This window comes from Hydrogenophaga pseudoflava NBRC 102511, from assembly GCF_001592285.1.
In the GTDB taxonomy this organism is placed as follows: domain Bacteria; phylum Pseudomonadota; class Gammaproteobacteria; order Burkholderiales; family Burkholderiaceae_C; genus Hydrogenophaga; species Hydrogenophaga pseudoflava.
The window spans coordinates 38,456-52,778 of sequence record NZ_BCWQ01000013.1 but is presented as its reverse complement, the minus strand read 5'-3'; the positions used below and the strand labels follow the sequence as shown (position 1 = coordinate 52,778).

The 14,323-nt window shown below is 69.3% G+C and carries 12 protein-coding genes and 2 riboswitches; of the genes, 9 read left to right on the top strand and 3 right to left on the bottom strand.

Annotated elements, in window-relative coordinates:
• On the top strand, positions 1–372 hold the full coding sequence (gcvH, locus tag HPS01S_RS16020; RefSeq protein WP_066158268.1) for a glycine cleavage system protein GcvH: 372 nt from the start codon (positions 1–3) through the stop codon (positions 370–372).
• Between the two features lie 26 nt (positions 373–398).
• Entirely contained in the window at positions 399–3,326 is a 2,928-nt protein-coding gene (gene gcvP / locus HPS01S_RS16015; protein WP_066158266.1) for an aminomethyl-transferring glycine dehydrogenase, read from the top strand.
• Positions 3,327–3,379: 53 nt separating this feature from the next.
• Here the strand turns inward: gcvP and HPS01S_RS16010 are convergent, their stop codons facing one another.
• Both HPS01S_RS16010 and HPS01S_RS16005 read right to left on the bottom strand, forming a co-directional pair.
• Entirely contained in the window at positions 3,380–4,015 is a 636-nt protein-coding gene (locus HPS01S_RS16010; RefSeq protein ID WP_066158265.1) for a trimeric intracellular cation channel family protein, read from the bottom strand.
• Positions 4,012–4,908: a LysR family transcriptional regulator gene (locus HPS01S_RS16005; protein WP_066158263.1), complete on the bottom strand. Its 897-nt coding sequence runs from the start codon at positions 4,906–4,908 to the stop codon at positions 4,012–4,014. The genes HPS01S_RS16010 and HPS01S_RS16005 overlap by 4 nt, the downstream gene beginning before the upstream one ends.
• A 106-nt stretch (positions 4,909–5,014) precedes the next feature.
• Between HPS01S_RS16005 and HPS01S_RS16000 the strand changes: the two genes are divergently transcribed.
• From HPS01S_RS16000 to HPS01S_RS15975, 6 genes are all read left to right on the top strand, one after another.
• The gene (locus HPS01S_RS16000; RefSeq protein ID WP_066158261.1) at positions 5,015–6,187 is read left to right on the top strand and encodes a M20 aminoacylase family protein; all 1,173 of its coding nucleotides are present in this window, start codon (positions 5,015–5,017) and stop codon (positions 6,185–6,187) included.
• A gap of 23 nt (positions 6,188–6,210) precedes the next feature.
• Positions 6,211–7,209, top strand: coding sequence for a tripartite tricarboxylate transporter substrate binding protein (locus HPS01S_RS15995; protein WP_066158259.1), 999 nt, complete (start codon positions 6,211–6,213; stop codon positions 7,207–7,209).
• An 8-nt stretch (positions 7,210–7,217) separates the two neighbouring features.
• A riboswitch (glycine riboswitch) is annotated at positions 7,218–7,312 on the top strand.
• Between the two features lie 12 nt (positions 7,313–7,324).
• A riboswitch (glycine riboswitch) is annotated at positions 7,325–7,430 on the top strand.
• 61 nt (positions 7,431–7,491) lie between these two features.
• Complete coding sequence (locus HPS01S_RS15990) at positions 7,492–8,745, top strand: D-amino acid dehydrogenase (RefSeq protein WP_066158257.1); 1,254 nt, start codon at positions 7,492–7,494, stop codon at positions 8,743–8,745.
• Between the two features lie 16 nt (positions 8,746–8,761).
• Positions 8,762–10,150, top strand: coding sequence for an L-serine ammonia-lyase (locus HPS01S_RS15985; protein ID WP_066158255.1), 1,389 nt, complete (start codon positions 8,762–8,764; stop codon positions 10,148–10,150).
• Positions 10,151–10,248: 98 nt separating this feature from the next.
• Entirely contained in the window at positions 10,249–10,734 is a 486-nt protein-coding gene (locus HPS01S_RS15980) for a hypothetical protein (protein ID WP_157576370.1), read from the top strand.
• A gap of 16 nt (positions 10,735–10,750) precedes the next feature.
• Positions 10,751–12,667: a B12-binding domain-containing radical SAM protein gene (locus HPS01S_RS15975; RefSeq protein WP_066158250.1), complete on the top strand. Its 1,917-nt coding sequence runs from the start codon at positions 10,751–10,753 to the stop codon at positions 12,665–12,667.
• A 14-nt stretch (positions 12,668–12,681) separates the two neighbouring features.
• Here HPS01S_RS15975 and HPS01S_RS21975 read toward each other — a convergent pair whose 3' ends face one another.
• A complete protein-coding gene (locus HPS01S_RS21975; protein ID WP_066158248.1) occupies positions 12,682–13,281 on the bottom strand; it encodes a Crp/Fnr family transcriptional regulator in 600 nt (199 codons plus the stop codon).
• A 64-nt stretch (positions 13,282–13,345) separates the two neighbouring features.
• Here HPS01S_RS21975 and HPS01S_RS15965 point away from each other — a divergent pair, with 64 nt between their 5' ends.
• Positions 13,346–14,317: an alpha/beta fold hydrolase gene (locus tag HPS01S_RS15965; RefSeq protein ID WP_066158246.1), complete on the top strand. Its 972-nt coding sequence runs from the start codon at positions 13,346–13,348 to the stop codon at positions 14,315–14,317.
• Positions 14,318–14,323: the final 6 nt, after the last annotated feature.

The following is a 14,323-nucleotide window of genomic DNA, read 5'->3' as shown; positions in this document are numbered from 1 at the left end:
ATGACCACCAAGTACACCGAAGACCACGAATGGATCACCGTTGACGGCGGCATCGCCACCGTCGGCATCACCCACCACGCGCAGGACGCGCTGGGCGACGTGGTGTTCGTGGACCTGCCCGAAGTGGGCAAGACCTTTGCCCAGAAGGACGTGGCCGGCGTGGTCGAGTCCGTCAAGGCCGCCGCCGACGTCTACATGCCCGTCAGCGGCGAAGTCACCGAGGTGAACGAGGCCCTGCGCGCCGACCCGTCCCTGGCCAACAGCGACCCGCTGGGCGCCGGCTGGTTCTTCAAGGTCAAGCTCTCGGACGCGTCGCAGCTGGACGCCCTGCTGGACGAGACCGCCTACACCGCCTTCTCGGCCAACGCCTGATTCCCTGCTGCCCGGAGCCTGCCGCCATGCTGATGCCGTCCGTCAAACCCCTGGGTGAACTCGAAAACGCCAGCGAGTTCATCGCCCGCCACATCGGCATCAGCGAAGCCGATGAAGCCCACATGCTGTCGGTCATCGGCGAGGCCTCGCGCCGCGCGCTGATCGACTCCATCGTGCCGCGCAGCATTGCGCGCAGCACCGGCATGGACCTGCCGCCCGCCGCCACCGAGGCCGCAGCGCTGGCCGAACTCAAGGCCATCGCGGCCAAGAACAAGGTCTTCAAGAGCTTCATCGGCCAGGGCTACTACGGCACGCACACGCCGGGTGTCATCCTGCGCAACGTGCTCGAAAACCCCGCCTGGTACACCGCCTACACGCCCTACCAGGCCGAGATTTCGCAAGGCCGCATGGAGGCCCTGGTCAACTTCCAGACCATGGTGACCGACCTGACCGGCATGGCGATCGCCAACGCGTCCATGCTGGACGAGGCCACCGCCGCCGCCGAAGCCATGACCCTGGCCAAGCGCTCGGTCAAGGCCAAGGGCCACACCATCGTGGTGGCGGGCGATGCGCATCCGCAGACCATCGAGGTGATCCAGACCCGCGCCAGGCCGCTGGGCCTGACGGTGAAGCTGGCGAACTCGGCGCCCGAGTGGGCCGAAGCACTCAAGGGCGACGACTACTTCGCCGTGCTGGCGCAGTACCCGTCGACCAGCGGCCGCATCGACGACCTGCGCGCCGACGTGCAGACCGTGCACGGCAAGCAGGCCGCCTTCATCGTCGCGGCCGACCTGCTGGCCCTGACCCTGCTGGTGCCCCCGGGCGAGTTCGACGCCGACATCGTGGTGGGCACCACGCAGCGCTTCGGCATGCCCATGGGCGCCGGTGGCCCGCACGCCGCCTACATGGCCTGCCGCGACGAGTACAAGCGCTCGCTGCCCGGCCGCCTGGTCGGCGTGAGCGTGGACACCCACGGCAACCCGGCCTACCGCCTGGCGCTGCAGACGCGCGAGCAGCACATCCGCCGCGAGAAGGCCACCTCCAACATCTGCACGGCGCAGGTGCTGCCGGCCGTCGTCGCCAGCATGTACGCGGTCTACCACGGTCCGCAGGGGCTCAAGCGCATCGCCCAGCGCGTGGCCGCCTACACCGCCGTGCTGGCCGCCGGCCTGCAGCAGCTGGGCCACACGCTGACCAGCGAATCGGCCTTCGACACGCTGACCGTCAAGGCCGCCGACGCTGCACAGGCGAAAGCCATCGTCGCCAAGGCCCTGTCCAAAGGCGCCAACCTGCGCCTGTCCTGGGGCCAGTACGTCAGCATGTCGCTGGACGAAACCACCACGCGCGACGACATCGCCCTGCTGTGGTCGACCTTCGCCGCCGACGGCCAGGCCTTGCCCTCTTTCGACGCCTTCGAGAAGGGCGTGGAGCCGCTGATTCCGGCCGAGCTGCGCCGCACCAGCGCCTACCTGACGCACCCGGTGTTCGACAGCCACCACAGCGAAACCGGCATGCTGCGCTACATCCGCGCGCTGTCCGACAAGGACCTGGCGCTGGACCGCAGCATGATCCCGCTGGGCTCCTGCACCATGAAGCTCAACGCCACCAGCGAGATGATCCCCATCACCTGGCCGGAATTCGCAGGCGTGCACCCCTTCGCCCCCGCCGACCAGCTGCAGGGCTACCAGGAGCTGGACGAGCAGCTGCGCGCCTGGCTCTGCCAGGCCACGGGCTACGCCGGCATCAGCCTACAACCCAACGCCGGTTCGCAGGGCGAATACGCCGGCCTGCTGGCCATCCAGGCCTTCCACGCCTCGCGCGGCGAAAGCCACCGCAACATCTGCCTGATCCCCTCGTCGGCCCACGGCACCAACCCGGCCAGCGCCCAGATGGTGGGCCTGCAGGTGGTGGTGACCAAGTGCGACGAGAACGGCAACGTGGACATGGCCGACCTGAAGGCCAAGTGCGAACAGCACAGCGCGAATCTAGCGGCGGTGATGATCACCTACCCCTCGACCCACGGCGTGTTCGAGACCACGGTCAAGGAACTCTGCGCCCTGGTGCACCAGCACGGTGGCCGCGTGTACGTGGACGGCGCCAATATGAACGCGCTGGTCGGCGTGGCGGCGCCGGGCGAGTTCGGCGGCGACGTGAGCCACCTGAACCTGCACAAGACCTTCTGCATCCCGCACGGCGGTGGCGGCCCGGGCGTCGGTCCGGTCTGCGTGGTGCAAGACCTCGTGCCCTTCCTGCCGGGTCACGGCCGTGGCGCGGAACCGGGCGGTGTCTGTGGCGCGCCTGCATCGGCCCACGCCGTGGGCGCGGTCAGCGCAGCACCGCTGGGCAACGCGGCCGTGCTTCCGATCAGCTGGATGTACATCCGCATGATGGGCGCCGATGGTCTGAAGCACGCGACCGAGGCCGCCATCCTGAGCGCGAACTACATCAGCAAGCGCCTGGCCGACCACTACCCCACGCTCTACGCGTCGGCCAACGGCCATGTGGCGCACGAGTGCATCCTGGACCTGCGCGGCTTCAAGGAGACCTGCGGCGTGATGGCAGAGGACGTGGCCAAGCGGCTGATGGACTACGGCTTCCACGCGCCCACGCTGAGCTTCCCGGTGGCCAACACGCTGATGGTCGAGCCCACCGAGAGCGAGACGCGCGAGGAACTGGACCGCTTCATCGACGCGATGATCGCGATCCGCGAGGAAATCCGCCGCGTGGAAAAGGGCGAGTGGCCGCAGGACGACAACCCGCTGAAGAACGCGCCGCACACCGCGGCCAGCGTGCTCAAGGGCGAGTGGCCACACCCCTACTCCCGCGAAGTGGCGGTGGCCGCCCAGGGCGCCGCGCTCAACACCAAGTATTGGCCGTCGGTGGGCCGGGTGGACAACGTCTACGGCGACCGCAACCTGTTCTGCAGCTGCGTGCCCGTCAGCGAACTGGCCTGAACGTCGGGCTCCATCAATGTCAACGCCGGTGGGGTTCGCCCTCACCGGCGTTGTCATTTCTGCGGCAGGCGCCAGCCGGGCAGCTGCCAGTCGAAGGCGACGGCCAGCAGGCGGCTGCCGGTGGCCACGGCGATGCCCGCCAGGCTCGCCAGCTCGGAACCCAGGCCCAGCACAACAACCAGCCCGATGTAGGCCAGGCTGCCCGCCACCGCACACAGCGCATAGGGCCGGTGGTCCTGGTACACCTTGGGCACCTCGTTGCACAGCACGTCGCGCGCCACGCCACCCACGATGGCGGTGGTGGTGCCCATCAGCACGCTCACGCCCGGCGACATGCCCGCCGCCACGGCGATGCTGGTGCCCGAGATCGCGAACAGCCCGAGGCCGAAGGCGTCGGCCCACTCCATCAGCCGCACGCCCGCGTCCTTGAGCACGGCCTTGAGCCACCAGGGCGCAGTGATGACCATGGCGAACACCAGCCAGAGGTAGGCCTCGTGCTCGACCCAGAACAGCGGCCGGCGGTCCAGCAGCAGGTCGCGCACCGTGCCGCCGCCGAAGGCGGCCACGAAGGCGACCGAGAACACACCCACCACGTCCATGCGCTTGCGCATGGCCTCGATCAGCCCGGACATGGCGAAGGCCACCGTGCCGCCCACCTCGATCGCGATCAGCAAAGCCGTGAGTTTCATGCGGCCCCATTCTGGACCACCCAGCGGCCCAGCCACTCGCGCAGGATGCGCAGCGCGGGCGCCTCCTGCCGCTGACTGAGCGTGACCAGGCCGAAGCGCGCGGTGGCGTCCAGCGCGGGCGACAGGCGCAGCGGCACCAGGCCCCGGGCGGCGGCGTGGGCGGTCAGCACGATGGCCTGGCTCTGGCGCGCCACCTCGACGATGGTCAGCGTTTCGTCGCTGCGCAGGGTCACCATGTCGTCCGGGTTGGCCTGCGGGCCGTAGCGCCCGATCAGGATGCGCGCCACCTCGTCGCTCAGCGGCGTGGAGGCGATGGGATAGGCCAGCACGTCCCCGATGGTGGCCGGCCGCCCGAGCTGCACCAGCGGGTGGTCCGGCCGCACCAGGAAGCCCGCCGCCAGTTCGAACACCTGCGCGACGGCCAGGTCGGCCGCAGGCCGCACCGAGCGCACGTCCAGCACGGCGGCGTCCAGCTGCTGCTCGCGCAGCGCGTCGACCAGCACGCTGGTGTTGCCGCGCGAGATCTGCAGCTGCAGCCTGGGGTGGTGCTCACCCATGTGCAGCATCAGCGGCACCGACAGCAGCGCACCCGGCCCCGAACTCAGGCCAATGCGCAATGTGCCGATCAGACCCGCATGCAGGCCCTTGCCGGTCTGCCTGAGCGCTTCGGCGTCGGCCACCAGCCGGCGCGCGCGCTGCAGCGCCTCCTGGCCGAACGGGGTGAGCGCGATGCGCCGGCCCAGCCGGTCGAACAGGCGGCCGCCCAGCTCGTCCTCCAGCCCCTGGATGCTGCGCGTCAGCGCGGGCTGCGTCAGGTAGAGCACCTTGGACGCCTGCACGAACGATCCTGCCTCCGCCAGCACCACAAAGTGCTTCAGCTGCACAAGGGTCATCCCCAATCTCCATCAAAAGTCATGGATCGTTGCACATCAATGCATTGGACTTTAATTCAGGCGCTTCCTAACATGCAACAAAGTTCATGTTTCAGGAGTGCTTTGCATGGATCGCCTCAGTGACGCCGCCGTCGAACAGTTCATCGCCGTCCGCCGCGACATCCACCGCCACCCCGAGCTGGCCTTCAGCGAGCGCCGCACCGCCGCGCTGGTGGCGGCCCAGCTGGGCGCCTGGGGCTACGAGGTCACCACTGGCCTGGGCGGCACCGGCGTGGTCGGGCAACTGAAGCGCGGAACATCGAACCGAACCCTCGGCCTGCGCGCCGACATGGACGCCCTGCCGATCGCCGAGGCCACCGGCGCGGCCTGGGCCAGCTGCGAGCACGGCGTGATGCACGCCTGCGGCCACGACGGCCACACCGCCATGCTGCTGGCCGCCGCGCACCACCTGGCGCAGCACGGCCGCTTCGACGGCACGCTGAACCTGATCTTCCAGCCGGCCGAAGAAGGCGGCGGCGGCGCGCTGAAGATGATGGAGGACGGCCTGTTCCAGCGCTTCCCCTGCGACGCCATCTTCGCCATGCACAACATGCCGGGCATCCCGCAGGGCCAGCTGGTGTTCCGCAGCGGCCCGGCCATGGCCTCGTCCGACTACGCGACCGTCACCCTGCACGGCCACGGCGGCCACGGCGCCATGCCGCACAAGGCGACCGACGTGGTGGTGGCCGCGGCCTCGCTGGTGATGGCGCTGCAGACCGTGGTCTCGCGCCACGTCGACCCGCTGCAGCCGGCCGTGGTCACCGTGGGCGCGATCCATGCGGGCGAGGCCAACAATGTGATCCCGGCCGAGGCGCGGCTGGAGATCAGCGTGCGCACGCTGGACCCGCAGGTGCGGCGCAGTGTGGAGCAGCGCATCCGCGAACTGGTGCAGCTGCAGGCGCAGAGCTTCGGCGTGCGTGCCGAGATCGCCTGGCGGCCCGGCTATGCGGTACTGGTCAACGACGCAGAGCAGACCGCCCGCGCGCTGGCAGTGGCGCGCAAGCACTTCCCCGCGGAACAGATCAACCCGCAGGGCCCGATGGTCAGCGGCAGCGAGGACTTCGCTTTCATGCTCGAACGCGTGCCGGGCAGCTACCTCTTCATCGGCAACGGCGCCGATGGCGAGCCCGGCGCGTGCATGGTGCACAACCCGGCTTACGACTTCAACGACCTGAACATCGCCCCCGGCGCGGCCTACTGGATCGCGCTGGTACAGGAGCTGCTTTCCCCCACCCCTTGAGAACCACAACAGGAGACAACACCATGAACGCCCGCATCCGCATCCACTTGGCTCTGGCCGCCGCCGCGCTGGCCACCCTCGGCTTGGCCGGCACCGCCGCCGCCCAGACCTTCCCGTCCAAGCCGGTCACGCTGATGGTGCCCTACCCCGCCGGCGGCCTGTCGGACGTGATCGCGCGCTCGGTCAACAACACCCTGGGCAAGCAGCTGGGCCAGCCGGTGATCGTGGAAAACCTCGGCGGGGCCAGCGGCTCCATCGCCGCGGCCAAGGTGCTCAACGGACCGAGCGACGGCTACACCATCTTCCAGGGCTCGCCCAACGAGCTGATCCTGGCGCCGCTGGCGATTTCGTCGATCAAGTTCAAGAGCGAAGACTTCCGCCTGGTGCAGATGATCGCCACCGCCCAGATCGCCTTCCTCGCCAAGAAAGACCTGCCGGTGAACAGCGTGGACGAGTTCGTGGAGCACGCCCGCAAGGCCGCCAAGGACGGCAAGCCGCTGACCTTCGCCAGCGTCGGCCCCGGTTCGTTCTACCACCTGCTGGGCGAGCACCTGTCCAAGGTCACCGGCATCCCTATGGTCCACGTGCCCTACAAGGGCGCCGCGCCGGCCGAGCAGGACCTGATGGCCGGCCAGGTGGACTTCTTCCTTGCGCCCTACGGCAAGAAGTACGACGAGATGCAGAAGCAGGGCCGCGTGAAGGTGCTGGCCATGCTGAATGGCGAGCGGCTGGAGAGCGTGAAGCAGTACCCGGCGATCAGCGAGAGCAAGCAGCTCAAGGACTTCACGTTCAGGATCTGGACCGGCTACTTCGTCAAGCGGGACACGCCCGAACCTGTGGTGGCCGCACTGCACAAGGCCATCACCGGCACGCTGGGCGACCCGGCCGTGCACGCCGCGCTGGAAGCCAACAGCCAGCTGCTGCCCAAGCCGCAGACCCTGGCCGAGGCCGACAAGGCGTATGCCGATGGCACCCAACAGTTCAGGGCCATCGTCAAATCCATCGGCCTGCAGGCACAATAAGCGCCTTCTTCCGCTGATCGGGAGAGACCGGCCCCACAGGGGAACCGGCGCCGAAGGAGCAACCGCCCCGGAAACTCTCAGGCAAAAGGACCGATCAGTGTTCAGCGCGCGCTCAGCGCAACACTCTGAAGAGCGGCCGGGATTCGTCCCCCGGCCCACCGCAGGAGCAAGCCCACCGGAATGGCGGGTGAATCTCTCAGGTCACAAACAGAGGGGGTCATGGCCCGCACACGGTGTGCGGGTCGTGCCCATCCCTGTTTGACGGCTATCGAGAGAAACCCCATGGCACAGCTCATCGTCATCGGCGGCGGCATCACCGGCGTCACCAGCGCCTACGCCCTGTCCCGCGAAGGTCACGACGTCACCCTGATCGAACAGCACCGCTACGCGGGCATGGAAACCAGCCACGCCAACGGCGGGCAGCTGTCGGCCTCCAACGCCGAAACCTGGACCCACCCGTCCACCCTGCTCAAGGGCATCAAGTGGATGCTCAAGGCCGATGCGCCGCTGCTGGTCAACCCCAAGCCGAGCTGGCACAAGCTGTCCTGGTTCGCCGAGTTCGCGGCCGCCATTCCGAAGTACCGCGAGAACACGATTGCCACCGCCCGGCTGGCAATTGCCGCGCGCGAGCACCTGTTCGGCTGGGCGCAGGCCGAGGGCATCGACTTCGACCTGAAGCAGCAGGGCATCCTGCACATCTACCGCGACAAGGCCGGCTTCGACCACGCGGGCGAAGTGAGCAAGCTGCTGGCCGAAGGCGGCCTGCCGCGCCGCGCCGTCACCCTCGACGAGATGCGCGCCATCGAGCCCACCCTGGCCGGCGACTACTACGGCGGCTACTACACCGAGAGCGACAGCACCGGCGACATCCACAAGTACACCCACGGCATGAGCCTGGCCTGCGAACGCCGTGGCGTTCGCCTGCTGACGGGCCGCGCGGTGGCCCGCGTGCAGAGCACGGGCCAGACCGCCCACGTCACGCTGGCGGACGGCGAGGTGGTGAGCGCGGATGCGGTGGTGGTCTGCGCCGGCGTGCACAGCCGCGCCATCGGCGCCCAACTGGGCGATCGCCTCAACGTCTACCCGGTCAAGGGCTACTCCATCACCGTGATGCTGAACGACGAACAGAGCCAGGCCGCGGCACCCAACGTGAGCCTGCTGGACGATGAGACCAAGCTGGTCACCAGCCGCCTGGGCGTGGACCGCTTCCGCGTCGCCGGCACGGCCGAGTTCAACGGTTTCAACCGCGACATCCGCGCCGACCGCATCAAGCCGCTGGTGGACTGGGTCAACCAGTGCTTCCCGGGCGTGAGCACGCGCCGCGTCGAGCCCTGGGCCGGCCTGCGGCCCATGATGCCGGACATGCTGCCCCGCGTCGGCCCCGGCCGCCGGCCCAACGTGTTCTACAACACCGGCCACGGCCACCTGGGCTGGACGCTCTCGGCCATCACCGCACACCAGCTGGCCGGCCACGTGGCACAGTGGCAGGAACAGCGGCGCCACACCCGCGTGGTGATGCCCGCACCCGCCGTCTGACCACCAAGGAACCGCCATGGCCGTCTCCGCGTTCGACCTGTTCAAGATCGGCATCGGGCCCAGCAGCTCGCACACCGTCGGCCCCATGCGCGCCGCGCGCCTGTTCGCGCACGGGTTGGAGACCGCTGGCCTGCTGCCCGCGGTGGCGCGGGTGCAGGTGGGGCTGTACGGCTCGCTGGGGGCCACCGGCCGCGGCCACGGCAGCGACAAGGCGGTGCTGCTCGGGCTGTGCGGGCACGAGCCGGAGTCGGTGCCCATCGAATCGGTCGAGCCCACCGTGCGCGCCATCCGCGAGCAGGGCTGCATCCCGATGATGGGCACACACACCATCAGTTGGAACGACCGCGAGGACCTGACCCTGCACCGCCAGGCCCTGCCGCTGCACGCCAACGGCATGCGCCTGTGCGCCTGGGACGCGGCGGGCGCGGTGCTGTCCGAGCGCACGTTCTATTCGGTGGGCGGCGGCTTCGTGGTGAGCGAGGAGGTCATGGCCGACGGCCAGCGGCAGAAGGTGATCGCACCCGACGTCACGCAACTGCCGATCCCTTTCCGCACCGGCGACGAGCTGCTGCAGCGCTGCCGCGAGCACGGCCTGTCCATCGCCGGCGTGATGCGCGCCAACGAGCGCCACTGGCGCAGCGACGACGAGGTCCGCGCCGGCCTGCTGCGCATCTGGGACGTGATGCAGGCCTGCGTGCAGCGCGGCTGCGCCACCGACGGCGTGCTGCCCGGCGGCTTCAAGGTGCGCCGCCGCGCGCCCGCGCTGTTTCGCGACCTGACCGGCCACCCCGAGAAAGCACTGACCGACCCGCTGGCCGTGCTCGACTGGGTCAACCTCTATGCGCTCGCGGTCAACGAAGAAAACGCCGCCGGTGGCCGTGTGGTCACCGCGCCCACCAACGGCGCGGCCGGCATCGTGCCCGCCGTGCTGCACTACTACCGGCGCTTCGTACCGGGAGCAGACGACGAGGGCGTGGTGGACTTCCTGCTGACGGCTGCGGCCATCGGCATCCTCTACAAGGAGAACGCCAGCATCAGCGGCGCCGAGGTCGGTTGCCAGGGCGAGGTCGGTGTCGCCTGCTCCATGGCCGCCGGTGCGCTGTGCGCCGTGCTCGGCGGCACGCCCGAGCAGGTGGAGAACGCGGCCGAGATCGGCATGGAACACCACCTGGGCCTGACCTGCGACCCGGTGGGTGGCCTGGTGCAGATCCCCTGCATCGAACGCAACGCCATCGCCTCGGTCAAGGCCATCAACGCCGCGCGCATGGCGCTGCGCGGCGACGGCACGCACCACGTCAGCCTGGACAAGGTCATCAAGACCATGCGCGAGACAGGGGCGGACATGAAGACCAAATACAAGGAAACCGCGCGAGGGGGCCTCGCGGTCAACATCGTGGAGTGTTGAACACGTCTTGGCACGGCACATTCCACGACAATGGGTCCCCGCGGAGCGTGCGCGAACGCTCCTTCCCTTCACCCAACCCATGAAAGGTGCCACACGCCATGTCCGTTCGCTCGTTTCTGACCGCATCCCTGGGTACCGCTGCACTCGGTACAGTCCTGCTCGCACCCACACTGGCCGCGGGTCAGACTGGTGCGATCGTCATCAGTGCAATGGAAGGCGGCAAGAACCCTGGGTTCTGTATGCCGCAGTGGTCCATCTCGAACGACACCGGCAAGAACGTGGGTGCGCTGCTCGTGCAGCTCGAGTGGCGCACACGCGCAGGAAAGGTGCTCGAACCTGCAGCCGCACTGGGCAGCATCATTGAGCCCTTCGCCGCGGGCCGAAAGAAGGACCTGAGCATGAACGGCTACACAGCCGCCTGTTCGGACCTGCAACTGGTGGTGCGCAGCTACGCCTGCCGTGACGCCAACGCGGTGCGAATGGCCTGCCCAGGTCCCCTGCGGGCAGACGCCAAGGGCAAGGTCGGCATCGACCTGGCCTCGGCCAAGGAAGGCCCGATGAAGGGCGCCACTGAACCGCGCTGACCACCATCTCCAGCTCATGAGCGCTTCGTTCCGCGTGCTGAGCGTCATCCCTCCGATGACCCAGCTCAACACGCCCTATCCCTCCACCGCCTACCTCACGGGCTTCCTGCGCTCGCGCGGCATCGATGCGGTGCAGGAAGACCTGGCGCTGGCGCTGGTGCTCAAACTGTTCACGCCCGCAGGGCTGGAGGCGCTGCGCGGCCGGGCCCTGTCTCTGGCCGAAGCCCACCGCAGCGCAGCCGTGCACAGCTTCGTCGATCAGTTCGAAGCCTACCGCGCCACCATCGGCCCGGTGATCGCCTACCTGCAGTGCCGTGATTCGACCCTGGCCTACCGCATCGCCGCGCGCGGCCTGCTGCCCGAGGGGCCGCGCTTTTCCGCACTGGACAACTATGTTCATGAGGACAGCGGCGACCCGCTGGGCTGGGCGTTTGGCGCCCTGGGCGTGCAGGACAAGGCGCGCCACCTGTGCACGCTCTACCTCAACGACCTGTCGGACGTGATCCGCGACGCGGCCGACGAGCGCTTCGAGTTCGTGCGCTACGCCGAATCACTGGCCAGCAGCCAGCCCAGCTTCGACCCGCTGGCCAACGCGCTGGCGGCGCCGCACACCCTGGTGGACGAGTTGCTGCACGACCTGACCCTGGCGGCCACTCACCGCCACCAGCCCACGCTGGTGCTGCTCTCGGTGCCCTTCCCCGGCGCCATGTACGCGGCACTGCGCATCGCGCAGACCATCAAGGCGCAGAACCCGCACATCCGCATCGGCCTGGGCGGCGGCTTCGTCAACACCGAACTGCGCGAGCTGAAAGACCCGCGCGTGTTCGACTTCGTCGACTACGTGACGCTGGACGCGGGCGAGCGGCCCGTGCTGTCGCTGATCGAGCACCTGCGCGGCGAGCGTGGCAAGCAGCGGCTGCAGCGCACCTTCCTGCGCGAGAACGGCGAGGTGAAGTATGTGAACCTGGCCGAGCCCGACGTGCCGTTCGAGGACGTGGGCACCCCCACCTGGGACGGCCTGCCCATCGACCGCTACCTCAGCCTGCTGGACATGCTCAACCCCATGCACCGGCTCTGGAGCGACGGGCGCTGGAACAAGCTGACCGTGGCGCACGGCTGCTACTGGAAGAAGTGCAGCTTCTGCGACGTGAGCCTGGACTACATCGGCCGCTACGAAACAGCGACTGCGGCCACCCTGGCCGACCGCATCGAGAAGATCGTCCACGAGACCGGCCAGACGGGCTTTCATTTCGTCGACGAGGCGGCGCCGCCCAAGGCGCTCAAGGCCCTGGCCGAGGAGCTGATCCGGCGCGACCTGCAGATCAGCTGGTGGGGCAACATCCGCTTTGAAAAAACCTTCACGCCCGAGCTGAGCGAGCTGCTGGCGCAAAGCGGCTGCATCGCCATGAGCGGCGGTCTGGAGGTGGCGAGCGATCGGCTGCTGGCCCTGATGAAGAAGGGCGTGAGCGTGGAGCAGGTGGCGCGCGTGACCAAGGGCTTCACCGACGCCGGCATCCTGGTGCACGCCTACCTGATGTACGGCTTCCCGACGCAGACGCTGCAGGACACGGTGGACGCGCTCGAATACGTGCGCCAGCTGTTCGAGAACGGCTGCATCCAGAGCGGCTTCTTCCACCGCTTTTCCTGCACGGTGCACTCCCCCGTCGGCATGGACCCGGCGGCCTACGGCGTCGAACTGATCCCACTGCCCGAGGTGCGCTTCGCCAAGAACGACATCGGCTTCACCGACCCCACGCCCATGCCGCCCGGCGTGGACCACGACGTGCTGGGCCAGGGCCTGCGCAAGGCCATCTACAACTACATGCACGGCCTGTGCGTGGAGGACGACGTGCGCCGCTGGTTCGAGCACCTGCCCTGCCCGGTGCCCAGGCCCACCGTCAAGCGAGGGAAGATCGCGCGGGCACTGGCCTGAGCCTGTGCCCCGCCTCAGGTCCCGAGCTGCCGCCGCAGGCGGCTGAGCGTCACCGGCGTCACACCCAGGTAGCTGGCGATCAGGCGGTGCGCCACGCGTTGCTCCAGCCCCGGCATCGCCTCGCGCAACAGGGCCAGCCGTTCGGCCGCTGGCAGCGCGGCCAGCTGCCATTCGCGGTCGGCCTTGCGCAGCAGTTCGCCACGCAGCACCGCATCGCCCCAGCGCTGCACCGCCGGGTGGCGCAGCATCGTGGCCGTCAGCAGCGCCGCGTCGAAGCCCGCCACGCGCGACGGCTCCAGCGCGGTCGCGTCGATGCGCGAGTGGCCGTCGCGGGTGCGCGTGATGGAAGGCGGCAGCACGCACGGCCCGGCGCAGAAGCCCAGCGTCACCTCGCGGCCCTGGGCGTCGCCCACGCTCAGCCGCACCAGGCCCGAGAGCACGAAGAACTCGCGCGCATCGGCCTGCCCGGCGTGCAGCAGCGCCTCGCCGGCCGCCAGGTCGCGGCCCTCCAGCGCCTGCAGCAGCGGTGCGAAGTCCGCGTCGGAGACGGGTGCAAACCCGGCCGCGATCCCGAGGACGGCGCGGCGGTCAGCGTCGGTGGTGCTCGATAACATTTGTTGTCGCGCCGGCAGGTGGTGTGGGCGACGATTCTGGCATCCCGTCCAACCGCCCACCACCATGCTCCGATCCCTCGCCACGTTTGTCAGCCTGGTGCTCCTGGCCCTGGCCGCCCGCGCCGCCGCGCCCACCGTGCCGGCCACCACCGACCAGGACCCGGCCCTGCCCTCGCTCACCGCCAACGGTTACCGCTTCCACGCCGAGTCGTTTGGCGACACCGGCAAGCCGGTGCTCATCGTGCTGCACGGCGGACCGGGCGGCGACTACCGCTACCTGCTGGGCCTGCAGGCGTTGTCCGACGTGCGTCGCGTGGTGTTCTACGACCAGCGCGGCAGCGGCCTGTCGCCGCGCGTGCCGTCCGAAAGCATCAGCGTCGAGGGCTACCTGGACGACCTCGATGCCATCGTGCGCCAGGTCAGCCCCGGCCGTCCCATCGACCTGCTGGGCCATTCCTGGGGCGCGATGCTGGCCTCGGCCTACACCGGTCGCCACCCCGACAAGGTGCGCCGTTTGGTGCTGGCCGAGCCGGGTTTCCTGGACAAGGACACGATGGAGGCCGCCATGGGCGGCGGCTGGCCCGGCTGGGCGGTGGTGGGTGGCATGGCCCGGGCCTGGCTCTCGCAATGGCGGGTCGACAGCGGCGGCGACCCGCATGCCCGGCGCGACTGGCTGATCGGGCAGATGATGACCCTGTTCCAGGCCGGCGCCACCTGCGACGGCCGCGTCCCGGCGCTGGAAGGCTGGCGCGCGGGCAGTGCGGTCTACGACGCCATGATCGGCCGCATGGGCGACGACCCCGCCTTCGCCGCCCGCCTGAGCTTCCACCGGGGCGCCGAGGCCTTCGCCGGACCGGTGCTGTTCATGACCGGCGGCTGCAGCCCGCGCATGGGCGAGGCGCAGCAGCGGCGCCACATGCGGCATTTCCGGAACGCCCGGCTGGTGAACCTGCCCGATGCCGGTCACGCCCTGTTCAACGACCAGCCTGAGGCGGCGATGCGTGAGGTTCGCCGGTTTCTGGACGCCCAGCCCTGAAGGCAC

What these genes read in the sequence shown, in the direction of transcription:
- gcvH (WP_066158268.1), top strand. Translation starts at nt 1, where the DNA reads ATGACCACCAAGTACACCGAAGACCACGAATGGATCACCGTTGACGGC.
- HPS01S_RS16010 (WP_066158265.1), bottom strand. Translation starts at nt 4,015, where the DNA reads ATGAAACTCACGGCTTTGCTGATCGCGATCGAGGTGGGCGGCACGGTG.
- HPS01S_RS15980 (WP_157576370.1), top strand. Translation starts at nt 10,249, where the DNA reads ATGTCCGTTCGCTCGTTTCTGACCGCATCCCTGGGTACCGCTGCACTC.
- HPS01S_RS15985 (WP_066158255.1), top strand. Translation starts at nt 8,762, where the DNA reads ATGGCCGTCTCCGCGTTCGACCTGTTCAAGATCGGCATCGGGCCCAGC.
- gcvP (WP_066158266.1), top strand. Translation starts at nt 399, where the DNA reads ATGCTGATGCCGTCCGTCAAACCCCTGGGTGAACTCGAAAACGCCAGC.
- HPS01S_RS15990 (WP_066158257.1), top strand. Translation starts at nt 7,492, where the DNA reads ATGGCACAGCTCATCGTCATCGGCGGCGGCATCACCGGCGTCACCAGC.
- HPS01S_RS15975 (WP_066158250.1), top strand. Translation starts at nt 10,751, where the DNA reads ATGAGCGCTTCGTTCCGCGTGCTGAGCGTCATCCCTCCGATGACCCAG.
- HPS01S_RS16000 (WP_066158261.1), top strand. Translation starts at nt 5,015, where the DNA reads ATGGATCGCCTCAGTGACGCCGCCGTCGAACAGTTCATCGCCGTCCGC.
- HPS01S_RS15965 (WP_066158246.1), top strand. Translation starts at nt 13,346, where the DNA reads ATGCTCCGATCCCTCGCCACGTTTGTCAGCCTGGTGCTCCTGGCCCTG.
- HPS01S_RS15995 (WP_066158259.1), top strand. Translation starts at nt 6,211, where the DNA reads ATGAACGCCCGCATCCGCATCCACTTGGCTCTGGCCGCCGCCGCGCTG.
- HPS01S_RS21975 (WP_066158248.1), bottom strand. Translation starts at nt 13,281, where the DNA reads ATGTTATCGAGCACCACCGACGCTGACCGCCGCGCCGTCCTCGGGATC.
- HPS01S_RS16005 (WP_066158263.1), bottom strand. Translation starts at nt 4,908, where the DNA reads ATGACCCTTGTGCAGCTGAAGCACTTTGTGGTGCTGGCGGAGGCAGGA.